Origin of the sequence: Bradyrhizobium sp. HKCCYLRH1034, assembly GCF_051168375.1 — a bacterium.
Lineage (GTDB): Bacteria > Pseudomonadota > Alphaproteobacteria > Rhizobiales > Xanthobacteraceae > Bradyrhizobium.
In genome coordinates this window covers 75,476-101,934 of the sequence record NZ_JBNPUW010000014.1, presented here as the reverse complement: position 1 = coordinate 101,934, position 26,459 = coordinate 75,476, and the positions used below count along the sequence as shown (strand labels likewise).

The window sequence follows — 26,459 nt, the reverse complement described above, 5'->3', positions numbered from 1 at the left end:
TGTCGAAGAGCCGCTTTTTGGAAAAGCAGATCGTCGGATTTTGGAGGAGCACAAGGCGGCGTTCCGGTCACCGAGCACGCCCTTATTGGCCTTGTGATCCGTCCGGCAGCTTGGCCGTGATCGTTCGCCGTTTCCCGCTACAATCCGCCGGTCAAATGTGGGTGGCGCAATGGGTAGCCGGCGCCGAGACATAAATAAGCATTTGAAATCGATTGGAAATTATAGTTGTGGGCGCGGACACTCTCTCCGCCAGTCACCCATCCCAGCCATTCCGTTCAGTTGCGAGAAGATGAAATCGCTGCGGGCCGTCAGCCCTCCGGCCTCTTCCGCACGAGCGTGCGCGGGGGCACGCCATATCGACGGCGGAAGAGGCGGCTAAAATGCGAGGGGTCGTTGAAGCCCCAGCGCAGGGCAATGTCGGTGATGCTCTCGGCTCGGCGCGCGGCTTGGAGGTCGCGGCGGCAGCGGTTGAGGCGGCGCTGGCGGATGCATTCCGAGGGCGTGGTGCCGTGCTCGGCGAACAACAATTGTACGGAGCGGACGGATAGTCCGAAGTGGGCGGCGATCTCGGCGCTGTCGAGATCGGGGTCGTGCAGCTGTGCGTCGATGTAGCTCATGATGCGCGCGAACCGCGCGGATGAGCGGCGCGGTGCAGCGTCGCGGCGCACGAGGCGCACAGCCCTGGCGACGATCTCGAGCCCGGTATCGACGGCGGCATGGGCCTCGCGGTCGTCCATCTCGGCCAGCGTGCCGGCGAAGCCCTCGAAGTAACCGGACACGGCGGCGCCGAAGCCGTGCCGGCCGGGCAGATGCAGGGGGCCGCGTCCGATCAGGTCGGGGTGAAAATTCCGGATCACGGCTTCAGGGCAGGCGATCATCATCTTGCGCAGCGGACTGAGCGTGGCGAAGGCGAGCGTCTCGCGCGTGTTCCAGACGATCACGTCGCCCGCTTCGAACAGCACCGTGCCCGTTGAGTCCTCGCCGCGCTCCCGGCCTTCGATCACGGTCATCACGACCACCAGACCGGCATCGGAAGCGCGGCGCATCCCGGCGCAGCCCTGTGCGACCTGCGCTTCGATCACGAGAGCATCGCCTAGCTGCCTCAACTGCTGACGGAGCGAGATGGCCTCGTGAATGGTCCAGCCGAGCAGTGGGTCGAGGGACGTCGTGGGCGCGGTCAGCGAGGCAAACCCTTGCACGTTCGGCATCTGCAACGCTTTCCCTTGGCCGCCCGGAGGCCCTCGCTTGCGGCGGCTGCGTCCGCCCGCGTTTCGCCGTCGTCCGGGTTCGCTTTCGCTGCCGTCCGGGACGTCGGTGCCGCGCTTGGACTAGAGCCTAGGCTGTGACCGCCGTGCAGACAAGGCGGAGAGACGAGAGCAAAGGGAGGTTGCAATGGTCGGTTCGGATCTGCGGGCTGGGTTCGAGAAGGTGGCCTTCAAGGCCGACGATGGTACGGTGCTGCGCGGCTGGCACGTGCCGCCGCAGGGGGACGCGCCGACAGCGCCCATCGTCGTGCTTCATCACGGCTTCAGCGGGCTCAAGGAAAGCTATCTCGACAAATATGCCGCCGCGTTCAGCGCAGCCGGTCTCGGCGCGCTGGTCTATGATCCCCGCAATTTTGGCGAGAGCGAAGGGCGCGTCCGGCAGGAGATCGACCCGATGCAGCAGCTGGCCGACTACCGCGATGCCATCACCTTCGCAATGACCCTGCCGCGCGTCGATCCCAGAAGGCTCGGCGCTTGGGGCTCCAGTTATGGCGGCGGTGTCGCCATCCAGGCGGCGGCGATCGATCAGCGCATCCGCTGCGTGGCAGTGCAGGTCTCGTTCCTCAGCGGCGGCGCGATCTGGAGCCACATTCCGGCGGAGACGAAGGCGCAGCTGTCGCAGCTGTTCGTAGGCGAGCGATTGGCCCGTGCCGCGGGCGAGCCGCCGATGACCATGCAGGTTGTCGCGCAGGATCCGGCGACGACGCCGTGCATCCTGGGGACATCGGACGCCTACGACTGGTGCATGGAGGCGGCGAAGATCTCGCCGCTGTGGCGCAACGAGGTTACCGTGCGCAGCCTGGAGCTCACCTTCAGCTTCGAGCCGGTCGCCTTCTTGCATCGCATCGCGCCGCGGCCCCTGATGTTGATCGCGGCCGAGGGCGACATGCTGATGCCGATCGAGGCGTCGCGGGAGGCGTTCGCGCGCGCCGGCGAGCCAAAACAGTTTGTCAGTTTGCCTTGCGGGCATTTCGCGCCCTATGTCGAGCACTTCGAACAATCATCCTCGGCTGCGCGTGACTGGTTCCGATCACACCTCCTTCAGACGCGCGAAGCTTGAGCTCCGCCGATAGGGTGGGGCGATCGCATATGAGGCGACAAGCTGTGGCGAGCGCTCGTTTCGCGGCCATCCTTCGCGATGGCCGCCTAAGGCGGCCTCTCGGGATGAGGGTCTTTTTCGCGGCCCTCATGGTGAGGAGCGCCGCTCTGCGGCGCGTTAGGCGATGCTCTTGCTTCGCCTTGAGACCCATGGGGGCTGACGATCGGCTGCTCCCGTGCGGCGCTGCTCATGCTGTTCCTGCTCGGGCCGGCGGCCGTGCGTGCAGTTGCCGGCACTGGCACGAGCACCCCGCCGGTGGCGGGGCCGCAATTCCGAAACAGCGGGGCTGATTCGGCGCGAATGCTCTAGAATTAGGATTGCAACGCGCGCCGCGCGTCACCTCCGTGCAGTGCCCCCGTCCGAAATGCCCCCCGTCATCGCCGATCCCTCCCTCCTGCGCGTCCTGATCGTGCTGGCCGTCACCCAGCTCATCGCCTGGGGCACGCTCAGCCTGCCGGCGGTGATCGGCCGGGCCATGGCGGCGGATCTGGAGATGGATCTGACCGCGATCTTCGCCAGCACCACGGTGCTGTACATGTCGATGGGGCTGTGCTCGCCGCTGCTGGCGCGGCCGTTCGTCAAGCACGGTGGCCGCCGCGTCATGATCGCGGGCACCCTGCTGGCTGCGCCGGGCTACGCGCTGCTGTCGGCCGCGCAGGGGCCGCTCTCCTACTACGCCGCATGGCTGCTGCTCGGCGTGGCCGGCAGCGCCACGCTCTCGACCGCCTCCTACATCGTGCTCAACGAGATCGCCGGCCTGCGCGCGCGCAGCGCCATCGGCGCGCTGATGCTGGTCACGGGCCTGTCGAGCAGCATCTTCTGGCCGGTCACCTCGGCACTGTCGGCGCATGTCGGCTGGCGCAGCACCTGTCTCGTCTATTCCGGCCTGCTGCTGCTGGTCTCGCTGCCGCTGTTCGTGTTCCTGCTGCCGCGGCGCGTCCAGGATCATCTGCCGCCGTCGTCCGATGCGGCGGCGTCGCTCCCCGCATCGACGCCGTCGCGCGGCACGTTCTACCTGCTGGTCGGCGCCTCCGGCCTCAACGCCTTCGTCGCGTTCGGGATGGGGGCGGTGCTGATCGAACTCCTGAAGGCCGAAGGCCTGTCGGCGGCCGAGGCGGTCGGCTTCGGCTCGATGCTGGGCGTGATCCAGATCAGCGCCCGCGCCATCGATTTTCTCGGCGGCGGCCGCTGGGACGGCATCAGCACCGCGATCGTCGCCGGACTGGCGCTGCCGGTGGCGATGCTGCTGCTGATGCTGAGCGACGGCTCGCACGCCGCGATCGGCGGCTTCATCCTGATCTACGGGCTCGGCAGCGGCGCGCTCGCCGTGGCGCGAGCCACGATGCCGCTGGTGTTCTACGACAAGGCGGCGTTCGCCAAGGCGTCCGCCCAGATCGGACTGCCGCTCAACCTGCTGTCGGCGGTGTCGGCGCCCATCCTCGTCGAGCTCTTGACCCGCTACGGCAGCAAAGCGCCGCTGGCGCTGAGCCTGGCCTGCTCGTGCGCGGCGGTGGTCATCCTGTTGTTGCTGCGGCAGCGCCGGCCGGCGCGCGCGGCGGTCTCTCCCTGAGGCGTTCGACCGAGTCGCCCGTCGGGCCGGACAATGGGCTCGCCGGGAGCGCCGGGCCGCGGGGACAGGTCGCATCCGTCCTGCGCCACAACGCGAAGTTCGGTCGTTGCTTCAACGACATCGCCGCAATCGCGCCCGCTTGCGCAAATTTTGTTCTTTCGTTTTATCGGAATTCGTGCTTCTCTCTGATTGTCCCGCCTCATCGACGAGGGGCGCTGCGCATCGTCAGGAGCGTTGGGGTGGGATGTGATGGACGGGCAGGCGCCGACTGACGAGCGGCGCCGGCACGGACGGTCAAGTCGCATGGTCCTGGCATCCCGACGCTGATGCCTGCGCGGCGTGCCATTGGCGCGTTGCCGCAAACGGGGGCAAGAACGCCGGTCCCCGGGGAGAGTGCGAAGCAGCCGTAACACCATTGCGCAGGGAAGGCCGGGCAAACCCGGCTGAACCTGTGGTTCCTGCCCCGTGCATTCCTTTCCGCACGGGGGCCGCAGGAATCAGCCGATGCCTGGTCTTCCCTGCGCCCTCGATGAGGTGAGGGCTGAGCTGCACAAAGCTCGGGCGCCTGACGCGTCGCGACGACGAAACTCCGTGGGAACTCGACACCTAACCCACTGGAACTTCGCAGGGAACCGGCCGTCCCCTTGGATGATACCTCGGATTATCGCATGTTAGTTCGAACGATCGCCACCCCAGGTCGGGTTGGTTGTTCTCTGGCTTGAGTTCGCGTGAGTGGACATGATCCGTCCAAAAACTAATTAGTTCGACAGTGTTCGGGCGGCACGGATAGCAAACCATTAATGTACGGTTGGTATCGTGCATACAGTCCACGCAACGAGAACCAGAAAATGCGACACCTGACTGTCTATCAGCGTCTCGCGGCGATCATCGCCGTGATGTCGATCGCACTGTTCGCCGTCTCCGCCATGCAGATCCTGATGCTGCGCGGAACCGTTCTCGAGGAGCGGCAGACCATGGTCCGCAACCTCGTCGAGTCCGCCGTCAAGGTGCTGAGCTATTATGACGCCGCGGCGACCGCCGGCAAGATGGCGCCGGAGCAGGCGCGGCAGCAGGCCTACGCCGCGATCGGCGCAATGCGCTGGGGCCCGTACAACGACTATCTCGGCGTCTACGGAACCGGATCGTCGGATGCCGGCGTGACCTATGTCCACGCCAACCCGAAATACATCAACGTCAACCGCTGGGACTTCAAGGATTCCACCGGCAAGCTCCTGATCCAGGACATCGTGCGCATGGCGCGCGCCGGCGGCGGCTTCGTCGAGTACAAGGTGCCGCGCGCGGGGGGGACGACCGAGCTGCCGAAGATGTCCTATGTCGGCGCCTATGGCAGCGGCGACAAGATGCTGGCGATCCAGGCCGGCGTGTATGTCGACGACGTCGATGCGGTCGTCTATCAGCGCGCGCTGTGGGCCGGCTTCGGCGCGCTCGCAGGTCTGCTGGTGGCCGCGGTCGTCGCCTTCTGGCTCGGACGCAGCGTCGTCGTTCCGCTCGACCGTACCTGCGTCGTGATGGACGAGCTGACCAAGGGCAATCTGGGCCTCGAGGTGCCGTTCACGGATCGCCGGAACGAGATCGGCCGCATGGCGCGCAGCCTGCAGATCTTCAAGGACCATCTCGCCGAGAGCGAGCGTCTCCGGGCCGAGCAGGAGCAGTCCAAGCAGCAGGCCGCCGAGGAGCGCCGCACGGTGCTGGTGCGGATCGCCGACGAGTTCGAGCGCTCGATCGGCGGCGTGATCCAGACCACCGCGACCGCCGCCGGCGAGCTGCAGACCTCGGCGCAATCGATGTCGAGCATCGTCGCCGGCACGACCGACCAGAGCGCGAAGGTGGCCGCGGCCGCCGAGCAGACCGCCAAGAACGTGCAGACGGTGTCGGCCTCCGCCGAGCAGCTGTCGTCATCGATCCAGGAGATCGCCAAGCAGGTCACGCAGTCGTCCTCGATCGCTCAGAACGCGGTCGGGCAGGCGACGCGGACGGAGGCGATGGTCGACCGGCTGGTCCACGCGTCGCAGAAGATCGGCGAGGTCATGGCGCTGATCCAGACCATCGCCGGCCAGACCAACCTGCTGGCGCTGAACGCCACCATCGAATCGGCGCGTGCCGGCGAGGCCGGCAAGGGCTTCGCGGTGGTCGCCAACGAGGTCAAGGCGCTGTCGGCGCAGACCGCCAAGGCGACCGAGGAGATCACCAGCCAGATCGAAGCCATCCGCGACGCCACCGGCTCCACCGTCAACGCCATCCGCGAGATCGGCGCGACCATCGGCCAGATGAACGAGATCACCGACGCGATCGCAGCCGCGGTCGAGGAGCAGGGTGCCGCGACCAAGGAAATTGCCCGCAGCGTCCAGCAGGCGGCGCAGGGCACCCAGGGGGTCATGCAGCACATCGTCGGCGTGCGCGAGGCGTCCGGCCAGGTCGGCGCCGCGGCGGCGCAGGTGCTGAGCGCGGCCTCCCAGCTTGGCAGCCAGTCGGATCAGCTCAAGACCCAGACCGGGCGATTCCTCGGCAACGTCCGAGCGGCGTGACGTCGGCGGCGGATGGTGACAGTTCACCCTCCGCCGATCGCCACGACACGGTCGAGCAGCGCGGCCTGGGCTGGATTGATCCGGACCCTCGCCTCGGCGAGATCGAACCAGGCGGCGCGGTCCACCTCGGGAAAGCGCCTGACGTGGCCGCTACGCGGCGGCCATTCGAGCTCGAACGCGTTGCTGGTGATGCTGTCGGCATCGAGATCGATTTCGGCGGCGAATGCCTCGACCACCTTGCCGCCGCGCTGCTTGATCTCGCCGAGCGGCACGAGCGGCGCCGTCAGCGTCGTGCCGAGCTCCTCGGCGAATTCGCGCCGCGCCACCGCCTCGGCCGCCTCGCCGGCACCGAACTCGCCCTTCGGGATCGACCAGGCGCCGAGATCCTTGTTGCGCCAGAACGGGCCGCCGGGATGCACCAGCAGCACCTCGAGTCCATCGGCGGTGCGGCGAAAGGCGAGCACGCCCGCGCTGCGCGCCGGCATGCCGCTACGCCTCGCCGGTGCGCTGGATGAGGTCACGCTCCCAGCCGAACACCGAACGGCCGTCGAGCTCTGGCGAGGCGGCGCGCTCGGTCGCGATGTAGGCATCGAGCGAGGGGCCGGTCGCGCTGCGCTCCAGCCGGCGGGCCTGGTCGTCGAGCCGCTTCAGCGCCGACAGCGCCTCGTCGCGGCCGAGCTTGGCGTTGCCGACGGCCGATTTGAGCATGCGGATGGTCTCGTCATAGACCTTGATCGGCACCGGATAGGGATGCCGGTCCTTGCCGCCATGCGCCAGCGAGAACCGCGCCGGGTCGCCGAAGCGATACGGCGCGCCGTGCACGACCTCGGCGACCATGGCGAGCGAGCGCACGGTACGGGCGCCGACGCCCGGCGTCAGCAGCAGGTCGGGGAAGTCGACCGGGCCGCGCTCGGCCGCGGCCGCAAGCGTGCCTTGGAGGCGGCGGGCGAATACGTCCTTCGGCCTGACGTCGTGATGCGCCGGCATGACGAGATGCGGCAGCAGGCCCTGCGCCGGCTCCGGCGTGCTCAGCCGTTCGAACTCGGAGACGACGCGGTCGGGGCCGAGCTCGGTGAGCAGCTCGAGCTGGGCGTCGCGCGACGGCGCGGCGCGCTTGTCGGTGAGGTTGACGATCTCGCCCTGGACGGGACCGTCGATGGCGCTGTGCGGAGCGTCGACGAAGCTCGCGAGCTGTTGCGAATGCCAGTGATAGCGCCGGGCCTGGCGGGCGTCGCCATTCATGCCCTGCTGCACGACGGTCCATTTGCCGTCGGCGGTGACGAAGAAGCCGTGCAGATAGAGGTCGAAGCCGTCCTGCACCGCGGCGCTGTCGACCTTGGCGACGAGCTTGCTGGTCCGCACCAGCTCCTCGCCGTCGAGGCCGAGCCGGTCGCCGAGCAGGCGCAGCTCGTCGGGCGTCTTGCGCGAATGCTCGCCGCGGCCGCCGCAGACGTAGATGCCGAGCTCGCCGGACAGCGGCTTCAGCCCGCGCTTCAGCGCGCCGATCACGCTCGTGGTGATGCCGGAGGAATGCCAGTCCATGCCCATGACGGCGCCGAACGACTGGAACCAGAACGGATGCGACATCCGCGCCAGGAATTCGTCGCGGCCGTAATGATGCACGATCGCCTGGGTGATGATGGCGCCGAGCGAGGCCATGCGCGTGCCGAGCCAGGCCGGGACGCGTCCGGAATGGAGCGGAAGATCGGCGCTGCCGGTGCGTCGGGCCATCGGAACCTTGCAAGCGAAGTGTGCCGTGCCAATCTAACAGATAGCGCGCCATTGCGCGATCGCCCCGATGAAAGGCGGGCCTTGGCGCTATCCGGTTTGCCCGAGATGACCGATCCAGTTGCTGAACAGCGTCTGGGCGGCGCTTTCTGCGGCGAGATCGGGCCGCAGCGTCAATCCCGGGAGCTCGGCCGCCAGCGTCGGGTCGCGCCTTTCCTTGGCCCGCCACTCGAACGCGTTGAGCACCGCCTCGCTCTCGGCGCTGAAATAGGATTTCGGCAGCCGCGGGTAGTCGTCGCGCTGCCCGGCGAGAAAGCGCGCGATGTCGCGCATGTATTCGCGCTGCAGGGAGAGCGCGTCATACTCGGGATGGCCTTGAAAGAACACGAACCGGCTCGGCGTCGAGCGCGCGAAAATGTCGACGCCGACTTCGTCCGAGCGGGTCAGGATGTCGTAGCCGCGCTCCGCCAGCAGCGGCTCGTTGACGGCGTTGAGGCGGGAGTGCGGTACCTGAAGCGGCAAATGGATGCCGTGCGTGAGCCAGTCGTCCTGGACCTTCACGCAGTCGAAGATGCCGGAGCATTTGCTCGCCAGCCGCTGCCGCTCGATGTCGTCGAGATGCAGCACGGCCGCGTGGGCCGCGAGACACGACCAGATGGTCGAGCGCGTGTTGGTTCTGGCCCAGTCGATCACGGAGGCGAGGTCCGACCAATAGGGCTCGTCGCGCAAGGCCGCGGCGACAGGCTCGGCGCCGGTCACGATCAGGCCGTCGATGCCGAGCCGATCGAGCGACCCGATGTCGGCGTAGGACTGGGCGACGTGGCTCCTGGCCGCCTGCGAGCGAGAGATGGAGGGCAGCGAGAAGCAGTGCAGGCGGATGCGGACGTGCCGCGGCGCGCACTGCCGCAGCAGGCGGCCGATCTGGAGATCAGTCGCCTTCAGGGCGCTGTCCGGCATGTTGTTGACGAGGCCGATCGAAAGCTCGATCGGGCGTCGGCCGCGGTCGTCGAATTCAGCGGGCGCGAGGGCAGGGCTCGCGATCCTGCGATGTCGGTCGAACAGCAGGGTCATCGGCTGATCGCTCTACTCCGCCGCATCCAGCTGACGCGTGCGAGGGCAGGCCTGGGCGAGCGCCTGGTCGAGATCCTCGATGATGTCGCTGACGTGCTCGATGCCGATCGACAGCCGGATCGTCTCCGGGAGGACGCCCGCCTTGCGCTGGTCGTCCGGCGGCATCTGCCGATGCGTGGTCGATGCGGGATGGCAGGCCAGCGACTTCGCATCGCCGATATTGACCAGCCGTGTGACGAGCTTCAGGGCGTCATAGAACGCCTTGCCCGCTTCCATGCCGCCCTTGATCCCGAATGTGAACAGCGACGACGCCCGACCGTCGAGATATTTCTGGACCAGGGGATAATAGCAGCTGTCGGGGAAGCCGGCGTAGTTGACCCACGCCACGCGCGGATCGTTGCGGAGGAATTCGGCGACCTTGCGTGCATTCTCGACGTGACGCTCCATGCGCAGCGCGACCGTCTCGATGCCCTGCAGCAGCAGGAAGGCATTGAACGGCGACAGCACCGCGCCCATGGTCCGCTGATAGACGCTGCGCGCGCGCTGGATATAGGCGCTGCGGCCGAAATGATCGGTGTAGACCATCCCGTGATAGGACGCGTCGGGCTGGGTGAAGGCGGGAAAGCGGTCGGCGTGATCCTTCCAGGGGAAGTTGCCGCTGTCGACCAGCATGCCGCCCAGCGTCGTGCCGTGACCGCCGAGAAACTTGGTCAGCGAATGCACCGCGATGTCGGCGCCGTAATCGAACGGCCGCAGCAGGATCGGTGTTGCGACGGTGTTGTCGACGATCAGCGGCACGCCGTTGCGATGCGCGACCTTCGCCAGCGCCTCGATGTCGCAGACATTGCCGGCGGGATTGCCGATCGTCTCGGCGAACACGGCCTTGGTGTTTTCGTCGATGAGACGCTCGATGGCGTCGGACGCATCGCTTTCGGCAAAGCGTCCGGTGATGCCCTGGCGCGGCAGGATGTGACCGAGCAGCGTGTGCGTGGTGCCGTAGAGCTGTGGCACCGAGACGATGTTGCCGCCGCCATCGGCAAGATTGACGAATGCGAAGTGAAGTGCCGCCTGCCCGGTGCCGACGGCGAGCGCGCCGACGCCACCTTCGAGCTCGGCGACGCGCTTCTCGAGCACCGCCGTGGTCGGATTGGAGATACGGCTGTAGCGATAGCCCTCGGCTTCGAGATTGAACAGCGCTGCGCCGTGATCGGCGCTGTCGAAGGCGTAGGCGGCGGTCTGATAGATCGGAACCGCGACGGCCTTGGTGGTCGCCTCCGGCTCATAGCCGGCGTGGATTGCAATCGTCTCGTTGCGCATCGGCGATCTCCCCGCTCGCTTCGATCAATGCGGCGAGCTGCTCGTATTCCGCGAGTGGTGTCGTTGTAGGAGCGCAGGCGTAAAGCGGGCAATAATTCGCGACAAGAACGACGAAATAACCCTAACGATATGTGGCCGAAGAGCTTCGAATTAGCGCGCAACAGGGACACGCAGGAGCGACCGGATCTGCTGCCCGACCAGATCCAGTGCGACCTTCGCCTGCGGCAGGATCGCACCGAGGGCGTGGAAATTGTGAACCATGCCGTCGTGACAGACATGCGCGACGGTGACGCCGGCCTCCGTGAGCCGTGCCGCATAGGCATTGCCCTCGTCGCGCATCGGATCGAACTCCGCGGTGTGGATCACGGCGGGGGGAAGCCCAGCCAGCGTCTCGCGGCACAAGGGCGATATCAGGGGATTGGCGACATCGGACTCGCCGGCCAGATAGTCGGCGAGGTCGGCCTGCCAGGTCGCCCTGTCGATCAGATAGCCGGTCCCGAACAACTCGCGCGACGGCCAGGGGTTGGAAAAATCAAGCACCGGGCAGATCAGGCATTGCAGCGCGATCCTGAGACCGGTGCTGCCGGCAGCCTGCTGACAAACCGCGGCGGCGAGCGTGGCGCCCGCGGAATCGCCGCCGATCACAATGCGATTGCCGTCGATGCCGAGCGCGGCCGCGTGATCGATGGCGAAGTGAACCGCAGCGATCGCATCCTCGATTGCTGCGGGGAACGTGTGCTCGGGAGCGAGACGGTAGTCGATCGAGAGCAGCCGGCAGCCGGCGGCGGCGGCAAGCGCGGCGGCGACCTTGTCGTGCGTGTCGATGCTGCCTGCCACGAGACCGCCGCCGTGAAAGTATACGAAGCCGGGCGGCATCCCGGTATCGTCCAGGCCTGCTGCAGGCGTATACAGGCGATAACGAAGCAGCCCGGAGGGACCGGAGAAATCGCCGTCCCGCGTGATGGCGGCGCCGCAGTCGTTGCGCGCGAACTGCATCAGTTTCGCCAGCGACTGCCGGCGTTGCCGGGGACTCGGAGGCTCCCGGCTTTCCGTCACAACGGCCGCCACCATCGAAAGCAGGCGCTGGGCGCGAGGGTCGAGCGGCATGACAGCTCCAGTTAACCAAGGCATCGGGCATTGTGCCCATCCGCAGTGAATCGATCATGAGCGGCAGGTCGCGACCGGGAAATCCTTAAAATATTCACGCCAGAAGTGCAGATACGATCGATGCCGAACGGGAGCGCCGCCATGACCCACATTGTCAAGCCTGTCAGTTACTCGCAGACCTGGACCTTCTTCGACGGCGAATGGCGCGAGGGCAATGCGCCGATCATGGGCGTCCGGACCCACGCGACGTGGCTCGCATCGACCGTGTTCGACGGGGCGCGCGCATTCGAAGGCGTGACGCCCGATCTCGATCGGCACTGCGCGCGGGTGAATCAGTCCGCGATCAATTTCCGGCTCAAACCCGTGGTGGACGTCGAGACCTGGATGGGGCTGGCGCGGGAGGGCGTCGCGCGCTTCGCAGCAAGAGCCGAGCTCTACATCCGCCCGATGTACTGGGCGCAGCACGGCGCCGGCGGTGGTGTCCTGTTCGATCCCGAGACCACCAATTGGTGCCTGTGCATCTATGAGGCGCCGATGCCGCAGCCGACGGGCAACGCCATCACGCTGTCGCCGTTCCGGCGGCCGACGGCCGAATGCGCGCCGGTCGACGCCAAGGCGGCGTGCCTCTATCCGAACAATTCGCGCGCGCTGATCGAGGCGGCCTCGCGCGGCTTCAACAATTGCCTGATGCTGGATCTGCTCGGCAACGTCGCCGAGTTCGGCAATGCCAACGTGTTCATGGTCAAGGATGGCGTTGTCTTCACGCCGGTGCCGAACGGAACCTTCCTCAACGGGATCACGCGACAGCGCGTGATCGAATTGCTGCGAGGCGACGGCGTCAGTGTGGTCGAGACGACGCTTCGATATGACGATTTTCTGAACGCCGACGAGATATTCTCATCGGGCAACTTCGCCAAGGTCGCGCCGGTGATCCGCATCGACGAGCGGACGATGCCGATCGGTCCGGTGTTCAGCCGTGCGCGCAGGCTGTACTGGGACTATGCGCACCAGGCCAGGGCGGCATAGGTCAGGACCCGTAGATCGGAAGCTCGGTGTCGCTGAGATCGCCGAGCCGCGCCGGCTGCGGCCCCTTGATGTACTTGCGGCCGCGGCGTTCGGTGTAGACGCCGTACAGCCCGGCGACCGGTCCGTTGGCGTCGACGATGACGGACACGCGGCCCCGCAGCAGCAGGAAACGGCCGACGGCGCCGGCGCAGGCGACATAGTCTGAGATGTCGCGGCAATAGATCAGCTGCATGGCGGGCAGTGCGAACCGTCCTTGCCGGATGCGCGCCTGCTGCAGCACCAGGGGAATGCTGCTCTGCTTCGACCTGACCACGATGCTGAGACAGCCATGGCGGGCGTGGCGGATCAGCAGATCCGCTTCGTCGGATGGAATGCCGTCTACAGCGCGCGCGTCTGCCGCGACCTGTTGGACTCGAGCGCCCTGGCCCGCAGCGGAGAGCACCGGAACGGAAAACAACAGGCCGTGACAATAGGCACGAAACCCCTGAGCCTCGATGATCGGCCAGGTCCGGCGAGCGGCGCTGATGTTGACGTAGGTGACCTCGGCCCGCCGCTGGGCGATCGCGGTGAGCATCGTCGCGTAGTTGCGAAACGCCGGCTCGACATACCAGCTCGAGAGATTGCACCAGATCCGGGGCTGCGCTGGTGTGCCTCGATTGCTGTAGATCAGCAGCAGGACGCCGACCGCATTGCCGCCCTGCTCGAGCAGGTAGCCGTAGCGCGGATAGCCCTCGGGCGTCGGGCGCGCGGCCTGCCGCTGCAGGCCGCTCGACCAATAGCGGCGGGGGCGCCGGGGAAAGCCGCGCGCCAAGAGATCGGCGACCGCGTCCAGATCGGAGGCTCCGATCTCGCGGCACCGGATCGGTGGCTGGAGCGCGCTCATGAGATGGTCTGCCGATCCCTCGCCGGCGGCTTGGTGGCGTCAGCCGACGGTGCTTGCCTGGCGCTCGAACTGCAGCGCTTCCCGCACGCGCGACGGCCAGCGCGCCGGATCGATGCCGTGGGTGTGGAACAGCGCGACTGCCAGGCGGTCCATGCCGAAGGCCACGCAACCGGTGTGCGCCGGCGCACCGTCGGCATCGTCGATGCCCCAGGTGGTGCCGAAATGCTCGCGATGATAGTTGAAGCTCATGCAGGCGGTCGGCTGCTCCTCAGAGCGCAACGGCACCAGCAGCTCGAATTTCAGCGCCTGCTGCTTCTGGCTGACCGCCTTCATCTGGCCGACGCGGCCGAAGAACGGGTCGCTGGCATGATCGACGCGGAACGACAGGCCGAGATCGCGCGCAATCGCCTGTGCCTTTACCATCCAGCGGTCGCGGAATGCCGAGACGTCGTCGGGCGTGCCGATACAGACATATTCGCGCATCCGGAACGACTGCAGGCGGTCGAGATGACGCGACGGCTCGCGGCGGAAGCAATCGGCTGCGACGTCGAAGCGCAGGCCGCCGACCGGCAGCGCGCCGCGGCTCGCCGCGATCGGATAGACCGGATAGCAGGCCGCGGGCGACAGCACGAGGTCGGCTGGTGACAATGAGGTGGTCCAGTCGCCGCCCTTGTCGAACCGTGCCACGGCTTCATGGATGTCCCGCTCGGTGCCGTGCAGGCCGCAGACGCAGCCGAGCAGGTTGGGGAAACTCTTCAGATAGCCCGACTTTTCGAGCTGGGCGCGGCTCATGACGGGCGGAAAGCGCATGACCTCCGTGCCGGGCTCGCGATGCCGCGTGATGAGCGTCGCGAGCCGCTCCACCACGCCTTCATACAGCGCGGTCCGCGCATAGACTCCATCCGCGCCCATGCGATGGAACAGCGCGCCGGTCAGATGATCGAGCGCGTCGGCCGGCTGGGGTGCAATCTCGGGCGACTGCGGGAGAACGGGAATCGTCATTGTGCAAATCCTGGGTGGAGGCAATGGCTGCAAGCGGCGCGATCATTCATGGAGCGAAGTCGGTACCGTGCTCATCAAGTTGGCCGTGGCAATGTTTGCGAGAATACGGTCGTTGTTGATCATGATCGGCGCCGACAGAACGTCGCGCAGGTGGCGGCCGATCGAGAACTCGCCGTCGTTGCGATAGCCCGAGAGACCGCAGGCGCGCATGGCATGCATCACGGTCTCGACGGCAAGTTCAGAGGCCTGCACCTTCAACAGCGTGATGGAGGATTGGAAGTCGAGCGAACCCAGCGCCCGCTCGTCATACTCATGGGCGACGAAGGCATCCATGTTGGTGACGATCATTGCGCGCAGCCGGGCCAGCGCCATCTTCGCCGCGGTGTAATGCGCAGCTGCCGGCGGCATCTGTCCGCCGGCGCCGCGTGCGGCCTTGCGCAGGAAGCGCTGAGCGCGCTCCACGGCAGCCGCAGCGATGCCGGCCCAGGCCGACGACCAGCACAGATGTGCGAACGGCGTCATCGTCTGGCCGTGGATGCGCTCATAGGGCTCGGTGAACATGCGGTCGGAGGGACAACTCACCTCGAGCGCGAATCCTGTTGAGCAGGTGCCGCGCATGCCCAGCGTTTCCCAGCCAAGGGTGCGCGAGATCGTGTAGTCTTCCCTGGTCAGCGCCAGCAGCACCTGATCGGAGGCGGCGGCGCCGTCGGCGCGCCGTGCAATCGTGACGAGGCCATCGGCTTCCGCGCCATAGGAGATGACCGTGGCGTCGCGCTTCAGCGAGATGCGGCCATTCTCGTGGCCGACGGCCGCAGCGCTTGCGCGGATGTTGCCGCCGTTCTGTCCCTCGGTGGTGGACGAGGCCATCAGCAGCTGCTCGGATGCGATACGGCGCATCAGGGATTCCATGTAGGCGCTGCCGCGGCCGTGACGCACGAGGCAGGCGACCTTGGTCTGGTGCATGGCGAAGATCATGGCGCTGGAGGCGCAGGCGCGGCCGAGCGCATAGCAGGCATCGGCAATGTCGTGAATCGAGGCACCGAAGCCACCGAACTCGACCGGAATCTGCATCCCGAGCAGCTTGTGCTCGCGTGACGCATCGATTGCGGCCTTGGGGAAGCGGCCGTCACGGTCGACCTCGTCGGCTTCCGCGGCGGCCCGCGCGGCAACAGCGGCGGTCCGCTGCAGGAACAGGTCGCTGCGATCGAGCAGGAGGCTCTCGCCGTCGTCGGGGATCGGGTTTCGAAGCGCGGTTCCCTGGAGAGTCATGACCGATCGATACTCCGGATTTTGTCTCGTTGAGAGATCGGCACGTGCGTCCTCGCAAGATCAGGACAGATGCACTGCGCCTTCTTTGGGCTGCACGCAGGGTATGGATTTGATTCAAATACGTCGACGAAATTCAGGGTAAACGCCGCGCCATCGACGGGTGGGGGTTAATTCCTGGTTGTTTTGGTCCGAGAATTCTGGACCAAGCCGTTAGCGTTAAGACGAGTTCAGACTTGGAACGGGATGCGGCGTAACTCTTTCGACGCCGAATTGCATTATCTCCCTGCGCGAGCGTCGATCAGATTCGACGTGCCCGAACAAGCCGCGAGTGAAGAGGTCCCCATGCCGAGTTTCGATGTCGATGTCAGTCACAGGATCGTGGCGCTCGTGCGCGATATCCTCGCGCAGAACGCCACGGCCGCCGACGTGACGGCGGATGCAAAGCTCGTCGACATCGGGCTGACGTCCATGGACATGGTCAACCTGATGCTGGCGCTTGAGGCGGAGTTCGATTTCACCATTCCGCAGGAGCTGATCACGCCGGAGAACTTCCAGTCTGTCGCCACGCTGGAGCGTCTGGTGAGCGGTCAGCTGGCGGCAGCGAAGGCCGCCTGATCCAGTTGCCACGCCCCACGGATCACCGCGTCGCTGTTTTCAATTCGTCGCAAAGCTGGCATTCTCGTCTCGGTTGGAGATGGGGACGTCATGACGAAGGCTGTGCTTGGCATTATCGGCGGCTCGGGCATCTATGATCTGCCGGGACTGGAAGATGCCCGCGAAGAGGTGATCGCGAGCCCCTGGGGTGAGCCGTCGGCGCCGGTACGCCGGGGGACGATCGCGGGCCTGCCGATCGTGTTCCTGCCGCGCCATGACAAGGGACACCGGCTGTCTCCCTCCGACATCAATTATCGCGCCAACATCGACGTGCTGAAGCGCGCTGGCGTCACCGACTTGGTGTCGCTGTCGGCCTGCGGCTCGTTCAAGGAAGAGCTCCCGCCGGGCACTTTCGTGCTGGTCGATCAGTTCGTCGATCGCACCTACAAGCGCGAGAGCTCGTTTTTCGGCAAGGGGTGCGTCGCCCACGTGTCGATGGCGCATCCGGTTTCGCCGCGGTTGCGCATTCATCTGGCGGCGGCGGCCGAGGCGGAAGGCATCGCGATCGTGCGCGGCGGCACCTATGTCTGCATGGAGGGGCCGCAATTCTCGACCTATGCCGAGAGCATGACCTACAAGGCGTCAGGCTATTCGGTGATCGGCATGACCAACATGCCGGAGGCGAAGCTCGCCCGCGAGGCCGAGATCTGTTACGCGACGGTCGCAATGGTGACCGACTTCGACTGCTGGCATCCGGATCATGACGCCGTTACCGTGCAGGACATCATTCGCGTGCTCACCACCAACGCCGACAAGGCCAAATCACTGGTCTCGCGGCTCGCCCGCGAGTTTCCGCGCGAGCACGAACCGTGCCCGATCGGCTCCGACCGTGCGCTCGACACAGCCTTGATCACTGCGCCGGAGGCGCGCGATCCCGAGCTTCTGAAGAAGCTCGATGCGGTCGCAGGCCGTATCTTGCGCGGCTGAGGGGGATCGAACATGAAGGTGGACGGCCGGCACTATCGCAGCATCTGGCTCGACTCCGACGGCTGGTCGGTCTGCGCGATCGATCAGCGCCGATTGCCGCACGAGTTCGTGGTGGCGAAGATCACGACATGCGAGGAGGCCGCTGACGCGATCCGCGGCATGCTGGTCCGCGGTGCGCCGCTCATCGGCGCTACCGCCGCGTTCGGCATGGCGCTGGCGATGCGCGACGACCGCTCCGATCCCGGCATCGACCGCGCCTACCAGATGCTGATCGCGACGCGGCCGACGGCGATCAACCTGAAATGGGCGCTCGACACGATGAGCACCATGCTGCGCCGGCTGGCGCCGTCGGAGCGTCGCGATGCGGCCTATTCCCGCGCCGTCGACATTGCCGGCGAGGACGTCACGATCAACCAGGGCATCGCCGCGCACGGCTTCGCGCTGATCGAGGCGGCCGCGGCGCGCAAGAAGCCGGGCGAAGTCGTGAACGTGCTGACCCACTGCAATGCCGGCTGGCTTGCGACCGTTGATTGGGGCACGGCGACCGCGCCGATCTATCTCGCGCACGATCGCGACATTCCGATCCATGTCTGGGTCGACGAGACCCGGCCGCGCAATCAGGGCGCCTCGCTGACTGCCTGGGAACTCGGGCATCACGGCGTGGCGCATACCGTCATCCCGGACAACACCGGCGGCCATCTCATGCAGCATGGGATGGTCGATCTCGCCATCGTCGGCACCGACCGCGTCGCCGCCAATGGCGACGTCTGCAACAAGATCGGCACCTATCTGAAGGCGCTGGCCGCGCATGACAATGGTGTGCCGTTCTATGTCGCGCTGCCGTCGCCCACGATCGACTTTGCCGTTGCCGAGGGACGGCAGATCCCGATCGAACAGCGCAGTGCGCAGGAAGTGACCGAGATGACCGGCCGCACCGCCGACGGCCGCATCGAGACCGTGCGCATCGTGCCGCCGGGATCGCCAGTCGCGAACTACGGCTTCGACGTCACCCCGGCCCGGCTGGTGAGCGGGCTGATCACCGAGCGTGGCGTGCTGCGGGCCGACGGCGCAGCACTGGCGGCGGCTTTTCCGGAGCGGGCCAAACAGACGAACTATTGAGATCAGCGTCGTTGCGAGCGCAGCGACGCAATCAAGAATCCCACGAAGCCTCCGGATTGCTTCGGCGCAAGTTCGCCGCGCAATGACGATCAGCGCAGGCTCAATCCCGTCGCCGCTTCCAGCTCCGCGATCGCCTGCGATGCGCTGACGACCTTGATCGTGGTCATGCCCATCTCGCGCGCCGGCTTCAGGTTGATGCCGAGATCGTCGAGGTAGACGCAGTCCGCGGGGCTGACTCCGAGCGTCTCGGTCATCATCTGGTAGATCCGGGGATCGGGCTTGCGCAGCCCGATCTTGGCCGATTCGATCACGTGATCGAACAGCACCATCACCTCCGCGACGTACAACGAGCGGCCGCCCTGGCTGCCGGTTGCGTTCGCCGGGAGATTGTTGGTGATGCAGCCGGTCTTGCATTCCGCCTTGATGCGTCGGAGCGCCTCGACCATGTCGGGCCGGAGATCGCCGGCGAGCAGCGGCAGCACCTCGCGCCCGCTGACCGCTGCGCCACCGAGTGCCAGCGACTCCTCGGCAAACAACCTATCAAACGTCTCGAGGTCGATTTCGGCGCGCTCGAATTTCGCCCAGGCGTTCTCGAGATGGTTGGCGGCATTGGTGTTGCGGATGATGTCGACGGGATAGCCGCGCTCCTTCTCGAACCGCGCGAATGCCTCGAACGGCGATGTCGTCATCACGCCACCGAAATCAAAGATCACCGCCTCGACCATGTCAGTCCCGTCCTCCCTCGATCCCTGGATGATCGCTAGCACGGGACGCCGCACTTGGCGACCTCGGCGGCAGCCGCTATTGCTGCCGCGATGAAGCCGTCTCACGCAATCATTGCAGCCGCCGTCCTGCTGGCGCCATCGCCAATCCTTGCCATCGTCGGCAACGCGCCGGCGCTGAATGACGGCATCGGCCGCTCCGTGGTCACGATCGTCGGCTCGCGCGGCAATTTTTGCAGCGGCGCGCTGATTGCTCCGAAGCTGGTGCTGACCGCCGGACATTGCGTGCAGCCGGGGCTCGATTACCGCATCGTGGAATACGATCGTGACCGCAAGCCGGTTCTCAAGACGGTCCGGAGGGTGGCGGTGCATCCGAGCTTCAGCGTGCAGGCCATTCTGGCGCATCGCGCCACCGCCGATGTCGCACTGCTGGAATTGGAGGCGCCCGCGGAGGCGCGCGTGCCGGTGGCGCTCGGCGTGCCGCAGCCGCCGCTTGCCGCCGGCAACGCGTTCACGGTCGCGGGGATCGGCGTCGCGATTCCCGGCGACGGCAAGAGCGGCGGCGTGGTGCGTGGGGCTGCGTTGGTTGCGACGGGCAAGCCAGGCACGTTGCAGATCCGGCTGGTCGATCCGGCGACGCAAGGCGCGCGGTCCGGACTGGGCGGATGTACCGGCGACTCCGGCGGCCCTGCGTTCGAGACGCAGCCGCGGGGTCAGGTGCTGATCGGCGTCATCTCATGGTCGACCGGACCGAATCTCGGCGCCGGCTGCGGCGGCATGACCGGCGTCACGCCGCTCACGCTATATCGCGATTGGGTCGCACAAATCGCGCGGCAATGGGGCATGCCGCTCAGCGGAAATTGAGATCGTTCAGGGCTGGGTTGAGGCTCGCCGTCGCGGGTTGACCATCGTCGTGATCGGGTTCAGCCTGTCACGCGAGGAAACACCATCAAGACCAAAGCCCAGGGACTCACATGAACGTCATCGCGCCCATCCGGGAGGCCGCGTCCTCGCACGCGACCGAACACTTCGACGTGCTGATCGTCGGCGCCGGCATCTCCGGCATCGGCAGCGCCTATCAGCTGAGCAGGCAGATGCCCGACAAGCGTTTCGTGATCCTGGAGAGCCAGGACAGCTTCGGCGGCACCTGGCGGACGCACCGCTATCCCGGCATCCGCTCCGACAGCGACCTGCATACGTTCGGCTACAGCTTCAAGCCATGGGTCGGGCCGCCGATCGCGACCGCGGAAGAGATCCTCAAATACATGGGTGACGTGATCGAGGAGAACGATCTCGGCCGGCACATTCGCTATGGCCACCGCATCGTGTCGGCGAGCTGGTCGAGCGCGACCGGTCTCTGGACGGTGCAGGCGGTGAAGGGCAGGGATCAGCAGCCCGCCACCTTTACAACGAATTTCCTCTGGATGTGCCAGGGCTACTACCGCCACTCGAAGGGCTACACGCCGGAGTGGCCGGACATGGCGGAGTTCAAGGGCCGCATCGTGCATCCGCAGGTGTGGCCCGAGGATCTCGATCTCACGGGCAAGCAGGTCGTGGTCATCGGCTCCGGTGCGACCGCCGCGACCATCCTGCCATCGATCGCGGGCCAATGCGCACACGTGACCATGCTGCAGCGCTCGCCGACCTACTTCCGCATCGGCCGCAATGCGATCGAGCTGGCCGAGGAGCTGCGGAGACTGCAGGTGAAGGAGGAATGGATCCATGAGATCGTCAGGCGCAAGATCCTGTTCGAACAGGATTGGTTCACCAAGCGCTGCCTGACCGAGCCAGACCAGGTGAAGAAGGAGCTGATCGGCCAGATCAGCGCCATCCTCGGACCCGACTACACCGCCAAGCACTTCACGCCGAGCTACCGTCCGTGGCGGCAGCGCATCGCCTTCGTACCGGACGCCGACCTGTTCGAAGGCATCAAGAGCGGAAAGGCTTCGGTCGTGACCGACGAGATCGAGCGGTTCACGCAAGACGGCATCAAGCTGAAGTCCGGCGACGAGCTCAAGGCCGACATCATCGTCACCGCGACCGGCTTCGATCTTTGCGTGCTCGGCGATATCGCATTCTCCATTAACGGCAAGCCGCTCGACTTCGCCGACACCGTGACCTATCGCGGCATGATGTTCACCGGCGTGCCGAACCTGGCCTGGGTGTTCGGCTATTTCCGCGCCAGTTGGACGTTGCGCACGGACCTCGTCGCGGATTTCGTGTGCCGCCTGCTCGCGCACATGAAGGAAAAAGGCGTGAGCAAGGTCGTGCCGGCGTTGCGCCCGGAGGATCACAACATGCCGCTGCTGCCATGGATCGACCCGGAGAACTTCAACCCCGGCTACATGATGCGCAACATGCACCTGCTGCCCAAGCGCGGCGATAAGCCGGAGTGGCAGCACAGCCAGGACTATTGGAGCGAGAAGGACCAGATCCCGGCAATCGATCTGGATGATCCGGCGTTCGTGTATGGGTGAGCTTTTGACGGCCGGTGTGCCGCTCCGAAGACGGCGTCGTCCCCGCGAAAGCGGGGATCCATAGCCACCGGCAGGTGTGTTGGGCACAACGTCAACTTTCGTCCCGCCTCAAGCAGCATCACGCGGTATCGGTCCCGGGTCGGCGCACGCCGGCGCTTCGCGCCGCAGAGCTTGCGCGGGACGGCAGTGATGGTTGGGGCACGCTGGTCGGCCCGCCTCATCCCTCCCGCCGCGTCACCCCCGTCGCGACCGCCGCGGCGGCGGTGCGGTTCTCGACGCCGAGCTTGGCGTAGATCTGCTCGAGGTGCTTGTCGACCGTGCGCGGACTCAGTCCCAGAATCTGCGCGATGTCGCGGTTGGTCTTGCCCTTGGAGAGCCATGACAGCACCTCGCCCTCGCGCGTGGTGAGACCGAACTCGCTGGAGAACTCCTTGGGCAGCTCACCGGAGGACTCCTTGGCGAGCCGCAGCAGGAACTCGTTGGGCCCGGCTCCGCCCATGTAGTAGAGGCGCAGTTCGGGATGATCCGGGATCGAAGCGGCGGCCTTTGCACCGCCCTTGCCGTTCTGCGCCTGATCCAGCCACAGCCGCAGCGCCTCCGGCAGCACGACGTCGTCGGCGGTGCCAAGACTGTCCGACAGCAGCTTCTGCGCCTGCGGCGTTGCCCACATCAGCCGTCCCTCACGGTTGACGGCAAGCAGGAAGCGGCCGGAGACATCGAGTGCGGCGCGCGCGCTCTGCGTCATCCGGGCGTTCGCGAGATGCACGCGGATGCGCGCCAGCATTTCCGAGACCGCGATGGGCTTGGTGACGTAATCGACGCCGCCGGCCTCCAATCCTTTCACGATATGCTCGGTATCGGCGAGCCCGGTCATGAAGATCACGGGGACGTTGGAGAGGCCGGCCTCGCGCTTCAGCTTGCGGCACGTTTCGAAGCCGTCCATGCCCGGCATGACCGCGTCGAGCAGGATGATGTCCGGCGTGATCTGGTCGACGATGCGCATCGCGGCCGCGCCGTCGAGCGCCACCATCACGGTCATGCCGGCGCTATCCAGCGCGTCGGTGAGCAGCCGAAGCGTTTCTGGCGAGTCGTCGACCACCAGCGCGACGTCACGCTTCCTGCTGTCAGTGCTCATAGGCATGCAAGGTCTTCAGAGTTGCCATGTACTGATCGAGATCGAAGCGGTCAACGAGCGTGCGCATATGTGCGACGAAGTCGGCATGCTCCGGATGCGCATTGCGGATCTCGTCGAGCTTGAGCTGAATGGCCCTGATGTAGCCGATCTGGCCGAGGCTCATCAACTCCTCGACATAGTTGAGCGGGGGCTTGGATCCGGTGTCCGGCCGCCAGCGTGGCGAAACCACGGGGATATCGGTCTGGTAGCTCCATTCGAGCTTCAGCAATTGACGTATCGCCTCCAGCAGCCTTGGGATGTCGATCGGCTTCATCAGGTAGCTGTCGTGAAATGGTTGCGCCAACGGCCGGCCGTGCGCTTCGAGCGCGCTCGCAGATGTCATCAGGATCCGGGCCTGATGATGACCGCTGTTGCGCAAGGTCTCGGCCACTGTCCAGCCGTCCATGCCGGGCATCGAGATGTCCAGAACGAACAGATCCGGCTGGCAATGTTGTGCAAGCGCGAGGCAGGCGGGACCGTCGGGCGCGCTCAGCAGGATGAAGCCGAGCGGCGTCAGCACCTCGCGCAGGAGGTCGCGATGCACAGGATCATCGTCGGTGATCAGAATCGTCCTGCGCGGCCCGAGATAGCCGGCCACCGGCGCCTTCACCGGTGGATGCCGTGTCGGGTTGGTGACCTCCGACAGCAGGATCTTGACCTTGAACGTGCTGCCCGCGCCGACTTTGCTCACGACCTTGATGTCGCCGCCCATGACGCCGGCGAGCAGACGGCTGATCGTCAGGCCGAGCCCCGTACCTGTCTGCGGCTGCGCAACCCCGAGCGCGCCGCGCTCGAAGGGCGCGAAGATGCGCTCCAGATCGTCAGGCTGGATGCCCGGACCGGTGTCGATCACCTCGAATTCGGCCACCGGGCTCCGATAATGCACGACGAACTGGACGCTGCCTTCCCCAGTGAATTTGATGGCATTCGACAGCAGGTTGATCAGGATCTGGCGCAGCCGCTTCTCGTCGGCATAGACGACCAGCGGCAGCACGGCAGGCCGCTTGAACACGAAGTCGACGCCCTTCGCCGCAGCTTGCAATCGGAACATGCCCACGAGCTGATCCAGGAATTCGCTGAGACGGACCTCGTCGCGCGACAGATACAGCCGCCCGGCCTCGATCTTGGAAATATCGAGAATGCCGTCGATCAGGCCGGACAGATGATCGGCGCTGCGGCGGACGACGCGGACCTGGTCCCGCGGCTTCGGCGCAAGGCTCGTGTCCTGCTCGAGCAGTTGCGCATAGCCGGAGATCGCGTTCAGCGGCGAGCGCAGCTCATGGCTGAGGCCGACGACATAGCGGCTCTTGGCGAGATTGGCCGACTCCGCCACCTCCTTGGCGCGTTGCAGCTCTGCGTCAGTGCGCTTGTGCGCCTCGATCTCCTGAATCAACAGCTGCGTCTGCCGGCGCGTCTCGGCCTCGGCGGCCCGACGGCTCTGCTGCGCCAGCACGAACAGCCAGGTCACCACGCCGATGATGATGGACAGGGCGAAGAACACCTTCCACAGCACATCGGAGATGATGCCCTTGAAGCCCGGCAGCGCTGCGGACGTCTCCAGATAGATCATGCCGAGCGTCAGCGCGACGAGCCCGGCCGATGTCAGAAATACACCGACATAATGGCCGAGCTGCGAGTTGAACTTAGCCAGCAACGACTCTGGCAGCATGCCGCTGAGCGCCGCTGCGACCTGAGCCTGGGCCCGCGCGTGCGGCTTGCACAGGTCGTGGCAGCGGGCGTCGAGCGAGCAGCACAGCGAGCAGATCGGACCGGCATAGGCCGGGCAGGAGGCGGTATCCTCCGGTTCGAAGTGATGCTCACAGATGCAGCATTGGATCCGCTCGATGTTCTGCCAGCTCCGCTTTGGCTTGCGTGCCAGATAGTATTTGCCGTCGGTCAGATAGGCGATCGTAGGCGCGGTGACGAGCGCGACGCCGAGCGCGACGAAGGTCGACAGCGCCTTTCCGGTCGGCCCGAACAGGCCATAGAAGGCGCTGATCGAGACGATCGTCGCGATCGTCATCGCGCCGACACCGACCGGGTTGATGTCGTAGAGATGGGCTCGCTTGAACTCCATCTGCGGCGGGCGCAGGCCCAGCGGCTTGTTGATCACGAGGTCGGCGACCAGCGCGCCGACCCAGGAGATCGCGATGTTGGAGTACAGCGCCAGCGTTTGCTCCAGCGCCTTGTAGACGCCGATCTCCATCAGCAGCAGCGCGACGACGACGTTGAACACCAGCCAGACCACGCGGCCGGGGTGGCTGTGGGTCAGGCGGGAGAAGAAGTTCGACCAGGCGATCGAGCCGGCATAGGCATTGGTGACGTTGATCTTGATCTGGGAGACGATCACGAAGGTGCCGGTCAACGCAAGCGCCAGGTCCGGCCGGGCCAAGACATAGCGGAACGCCTCCAGATACATGTGCGCGGGTTCGGCGGCGTGGTCGGCGGAGACTCCGTGGCTCAGCGCGAAGAAGGCGAGGAACGAGCCTGCCAGTAGCTTCAGTGCCCCGAGCACGATCCAGCCAGGTCCGGCCGACAGCAGCGCGATCCACCACGAACGCTTCGATGTGCGGCTGTCGCGCGGCAGGAAGCGCAGGAAGTCGACCTGCTCGCCGATCTGGGCGACCAGCGAGAACACGACCGCCGCCGCGGTCCCGAACAGCGCCAGATCGAGATGGCCCATGGGATCGCCGTGCTCGCCGGGAAACTGCTGCCATTCGACAAAGGAGTGCGGGCTGGCATAGGCGATTGCGGCAAAGGGCAGGATGTGCAGCACGACCCATAGCGGTTGCGTCCATAGCTGGAAGCGACTGATCAGGGTGATGCCGTAGGTGACGAGCGGGATGATGACGACGGCGCTGATGAGATAGCCGATCGGCCGGGGAATGCCGAAGCACATCTCCAGCGCCGAAGCCAGGATGACCGCCTCGATGGCGAAGAAGATGAAGGTGAACGACGCGTAGATCAGCGAGGTGACGGTCGAGCCGATATAGCCGAAGCCGGCGCCGCGGGTCAGCAGGTCGATGTCGATGCCGCATTTGGCCGCATGATAGGCGATCGGCAGGCCGCAACAGAAGATGATGACGCTGGCGACCAGGATCGCGGCGGTCGCGTTGGTGACGCCATAGTTCAGCGTAATGGTGCCGCCGATGGCCTCGAGTGCGAGGAACGAGATCGCGCCCAGCGCGGTGTTGGCGACGCGGGCGGCCGACCAGCGCCGTGCGCTCTTGGCCGTGAAACGGAGCGCATAGTCCTCCAACGTCTGGTTGGCGACCCACTGGTTGTATTGGCGCCTGACGCGGTCGATCCGCTGCCGCCCTGCCACTCTCGAACTCCTCACCCGCGAGCGCTTGTCCGCACGCTCGTCCTGCCCCTCGCAAGACTTACGCAGAGCCTACGTCGCGCTTTTGCGGTGCAGTATACGCAATCTTGCGTATCCGTGCGTTGCACAAAGCGCGCCATCCTTCGTCTGACCCAACGCGTGTCCTCGAACCAAATGAATG

Annotated in this window: 21 protein-coding genes; 9 read left to right on the top strand and 12 right to left on the bottom strand. The window is 66.0% G+C overall.

Annotation, left to right across the window (positions count from 1 at the left end; translation table 11 throughout):
* Positions 1-308 precede the first annotated feature (308 nt).
* Positions 309-1,208 carry a helix-turn-helix domain-containing protein gene (locus ACQR0W_RS27525; RefSeq protein WP_315750793.1) on the bottom strand — a complete coding sequence of 300 codons (900 nt, stop codon included), beginning with the start codon at positions 1,206-1,208 and terminating at the stop codon, positions 309-311.
* A 184-nt stretch (positions 1,209-1,392) separates the two neighbouring features.
* Between ACQR0W_RS27525 and ACQR0W_RS27520 the strand changes: the two genes are divergently transcribed.
* From ACQR0W_RS27520 to ACQR0W_RS27510, 3 genes are all read left to right on the top strand, one after another.
* Positions 1,393-2,325 carry an alpha/beta hydrolase gene (locus ACQR0W_RS27520; protein ID WP_316169889.1) on the top strand — a complete coding sequence of 311 codons (933 nt, stop codon included), beginning with the start codon at positions 1,393-1,395 and terminating at the stop codon, positions 2,323-2,325.
* A gap of 403 nt (positions 2,326-2,728) precedes the next feature.
* Positions 2,729-3,934, top strand: coding sequence for an MFS transporter (locus ACQR0W_RS27515; protein WP_315750797.1), 1,206 nt, complete (start codon positions 2,729-2,731; stop codon positions 3,932-3,934).
* Positions 3,935-4,782: 848 nt separating this feature from the next.
* Entirely contained in the window at positions 4,783-6,480 is a 1,698-nt protein-coding gene (locus tag ACQR0W_RS27510) for a methyl-accepting chemotaxis protein (RefSeq protein ID WP_316169888.1), read from the top strand.
* Between the two features lie 23 nt (positions 6,481-6,503).
* Here ACQR0W_RS27510 and ACQR0W_RS27505 read toward each other — a convergent pair whose 3' ends face one another.
* The 5 genes from ACQR0W_RS27505 to ACQR0W_RS27485 all read right to left on the bottom strand — a co-directional run bounded on the left by ACQR0W_RS27505 (position 6,504) and on the right by ACQR0W_RS27485 (position 11,703).
* Positions 6,504-6,965, bottom strand: coding sequence for an NUDIX domain-containing protein (locus ACQR0W_RS27505; RefSeq protein ID WP_316169887.1), 462 nt, complete (start codon positions 6,963-6,965; stop codon positions 6,504-6,506).
* Between the two features lie 4 nt (positions 6,966-6,969).
* A complete protein-coding gene (locus ACQR0W_RS27500; protein WP_316169886.1) occupies positions 6,970-8,211 on the bottom strand; it encodes a DUF763 domain-containing protein in 1,242 nt (413 codons plus the stop codon).
* 87 nt (positions 8,212-8,298) lie between these two features.
* Entirely contained in the window at positions 8,299-9,279 is a 981-nt protein-coding gene (gene metA, locus ACQR0W_RS27495; RefSeq protein WP_316169885.1) for a homoserine O-succinyltransferase MetA, read from the bottom strand.
* A 12-nt stretch (positions 9,280-9,291) separates the two neighbouring features.
* Positions 9,292-10,596, bottom strand: a complete 1,305-nt coding sequence (locus tag ACQR0W_RS27490) for an O-acetylhomoserine aminocarboxypropyltransferase/cysteine synthase family protein (RefSeq protein ID WP_315750808.1) — start codon at positions 10,594-10,596, stop codon at positions 9,292-9,294.
* Positions 10,597-10,746: 150 nt separating this feature from the next.
* A complete protein-coding gene (locus ACQR0W_RS27485) occupies positions 10,747-11,703 on the bottom strand; it encodes an alpha/beta hydrolase (RefSeq protein WP_315750809.1) in 957 nt (318 codons plus the stop codon).
* A gap of 141 nt (positions 11,704-11,844) precedes the next feature.
* Here ACQR0W_RS27485 and ACQR0W_RS27480 point away from each other — a divergent pair, with 141 nt between their 5' ends.
* Positions 11,845-12,729: a branched-chain amino acid aminotransferase gene (locus tag ACQR0W_RS27480; protein WP_316169884.1), complete on the top strand. Its 885-nt coding sequence runs from the start codon at positions 11,845-11,847 to the stop codon at positions 12,727-12,729.
* A gap of 1 nt (position 12,730) precedes the next feature.
* On the opposite strand, the gene ACQR0W_RS27475 is transcribed toward ACQR0W_RS27480, so the two are convergent.
* The 3 genes from ACQR0W_RS27475 to ACQR0W_RS27465 are packed head-to-tail and all read right to left on the bottom strand — an operon-like array spanning position 12,731 to position 15,883.
* Positions 12,731-13,612 (bottom strand): acyl-CoA acyltransferase, encoded by an 882-nt coding sequence (locus ACQR0W_RS27475; protein WP_316169883.1) that lies wholly within the window; start codon positions 13,610-13,612, stop codon positions 12,731-12,733.
* A gap of 39 nt (positions 13,613-13,651) precedes the next feature.
* A complete protein-coding gene (locus ACQR0W_RS27470; RefSeq protein ID WP_316169882.1) occupies positions 13,652-14,614 on the bottom strand; it encodes an amino acid--[acyl-carrier-protein] ligase in 963 nt (320 codons plus the stop codon).
* A gap of 42 nt (positions 14,615-14,656) precedes the next feature.
* A complete protein-coding gene (locus ACQR0W_RS27465) occupies positions 14,657-15,883 on the bottom strand; it encodes an acyl-CoA dehydrogenase family protein (protein WP_316169881.1) in 1,227 nt (408 codons plus the stop codon).
* Between the two features lie 342 nt (positions 15,884-16,225).
* Here ACQR0W_RS27465 and ACQR0W_RS27460 point away from each other — a divergent pair, with 342 nt between their 5' ends.
* The 3 genes from ACQR0W_RS27460 to mtnA all read left to right on the top strand — a co-directional run bounded on the left by ACQR0W_RS27460 (position 16,226) and on the right by mtnA (position 18,583).
* Positions 16,226-16,498, top strand: coding sequence for a phosphopantetheine-binding protein (locus tag ACQR0W_RS27460; protein ID WP_315717167.1), 273 nt, complete (start codon positions 16,226-16,228; stop codon positions 16,496-16,498).
* Between the two features lie 90 nt (positions 16,499-16,588).
* Entirely contained in the window at positions 16,589-17,464 is an 876-nt protein-coding gene (locus ACQR0W_RS27455) for an S-methyl-5'-thioadenosine phosphorylase (protein ID WP_316169880.1), read from the top strand.
* A gap of 12 nt (positions 17,465-17,476) precedes the next feature.
* Entirely contained in the window at positions 17,477-18,583 is a 1,107-nt protein-coding gene (gene mtnA, locus ACQR0W_RS27450) for an S-methyl-5-thioribose-1-phosphate isomerase (RefSeq protein WP_315750817.1), read from the top strand.
* An 89-nt stretch (positions 18,584-18,672) separates the two neighbouring features.
* Here the strand turns inward: mtnA and ACQR0W_RS27445 are convergent, their stop codons facing one another.
* Positions 18,673-19,308 (bottom strand): HAD-IA family hydrolase, encoded by a 636-nt coding sequence (locus tag ACQR0W_RS27445; protein ID WP_315750818.1) that lies wholly within the window; start codon positions 19,306-19,308, stop codon positions 18,673-18,675.
* Positions 19,309-19,398: 90 nt separating this feature from the next.
* Here ACQR0W_RS27445 and ACQR0W_RS27440 point away from each other — a divergent pair, with 90 nt between their 5' ends.
* Together ACQR0W_RS27440 and ACQR0W_RS27435 are read left to right on the top strand one after the other, a co-directional pair.
* On the top strand, positions 19,399-20,169 hold the full coding sequence (locus ACQR0W_RS27440; protein ID WP_409998635.1) for a S1 family peptidase: 771 nt from the start codon (positions 19,399-19,401) through the stop codon (positions 20,167-20,169).
* Positions 20,170-20,279: 110 nt separating this feature from the next.
* On the top strand, positions 20,280-21,782 hold the full coding sequence (locus tag ACQR0W_RS27435; protein WP_316169879.1) for a flavin-containing monooxygenase: 1,503 nt from the start codon (positions 20,280-20,282) through the stop codon (positions 21,780-21,782).
* Positions 21,783-21,999: 217 nt separating this feature from the next.
* Here ACQR0W_RS27435 and ACQR0W_RS27430 read toward each other — a convergent pair whose 3' ends face one another.
* Positions 22,000-22,917: a response regulator transcription factor gene (locus ACQR0W_RS27430; RefSeq protein WP_316170080.1), complete on the bottom strand. Its 918-nt coding sequence runs from the start codon at positions 22,915-22,917 to the stop codon at positions 22,000-22,002.
* Entirely contained in the window at positions 22,907-26,281 is a 3,375-nt protein-coding gene (locus ACQR0W_RS27425) for a hybrid sensor histidine kinase/response regulator (RefSeq protein ID WP_316169878.1), read from the bottom strand. The genes ACQR0W_RS27430 and ACQR0W_RS27425 overlap by 11 nt, the downstream gene beginning before the upstream one ends.
* Positions 26,282-26,459: the final 178 nt, after the last annotated feature.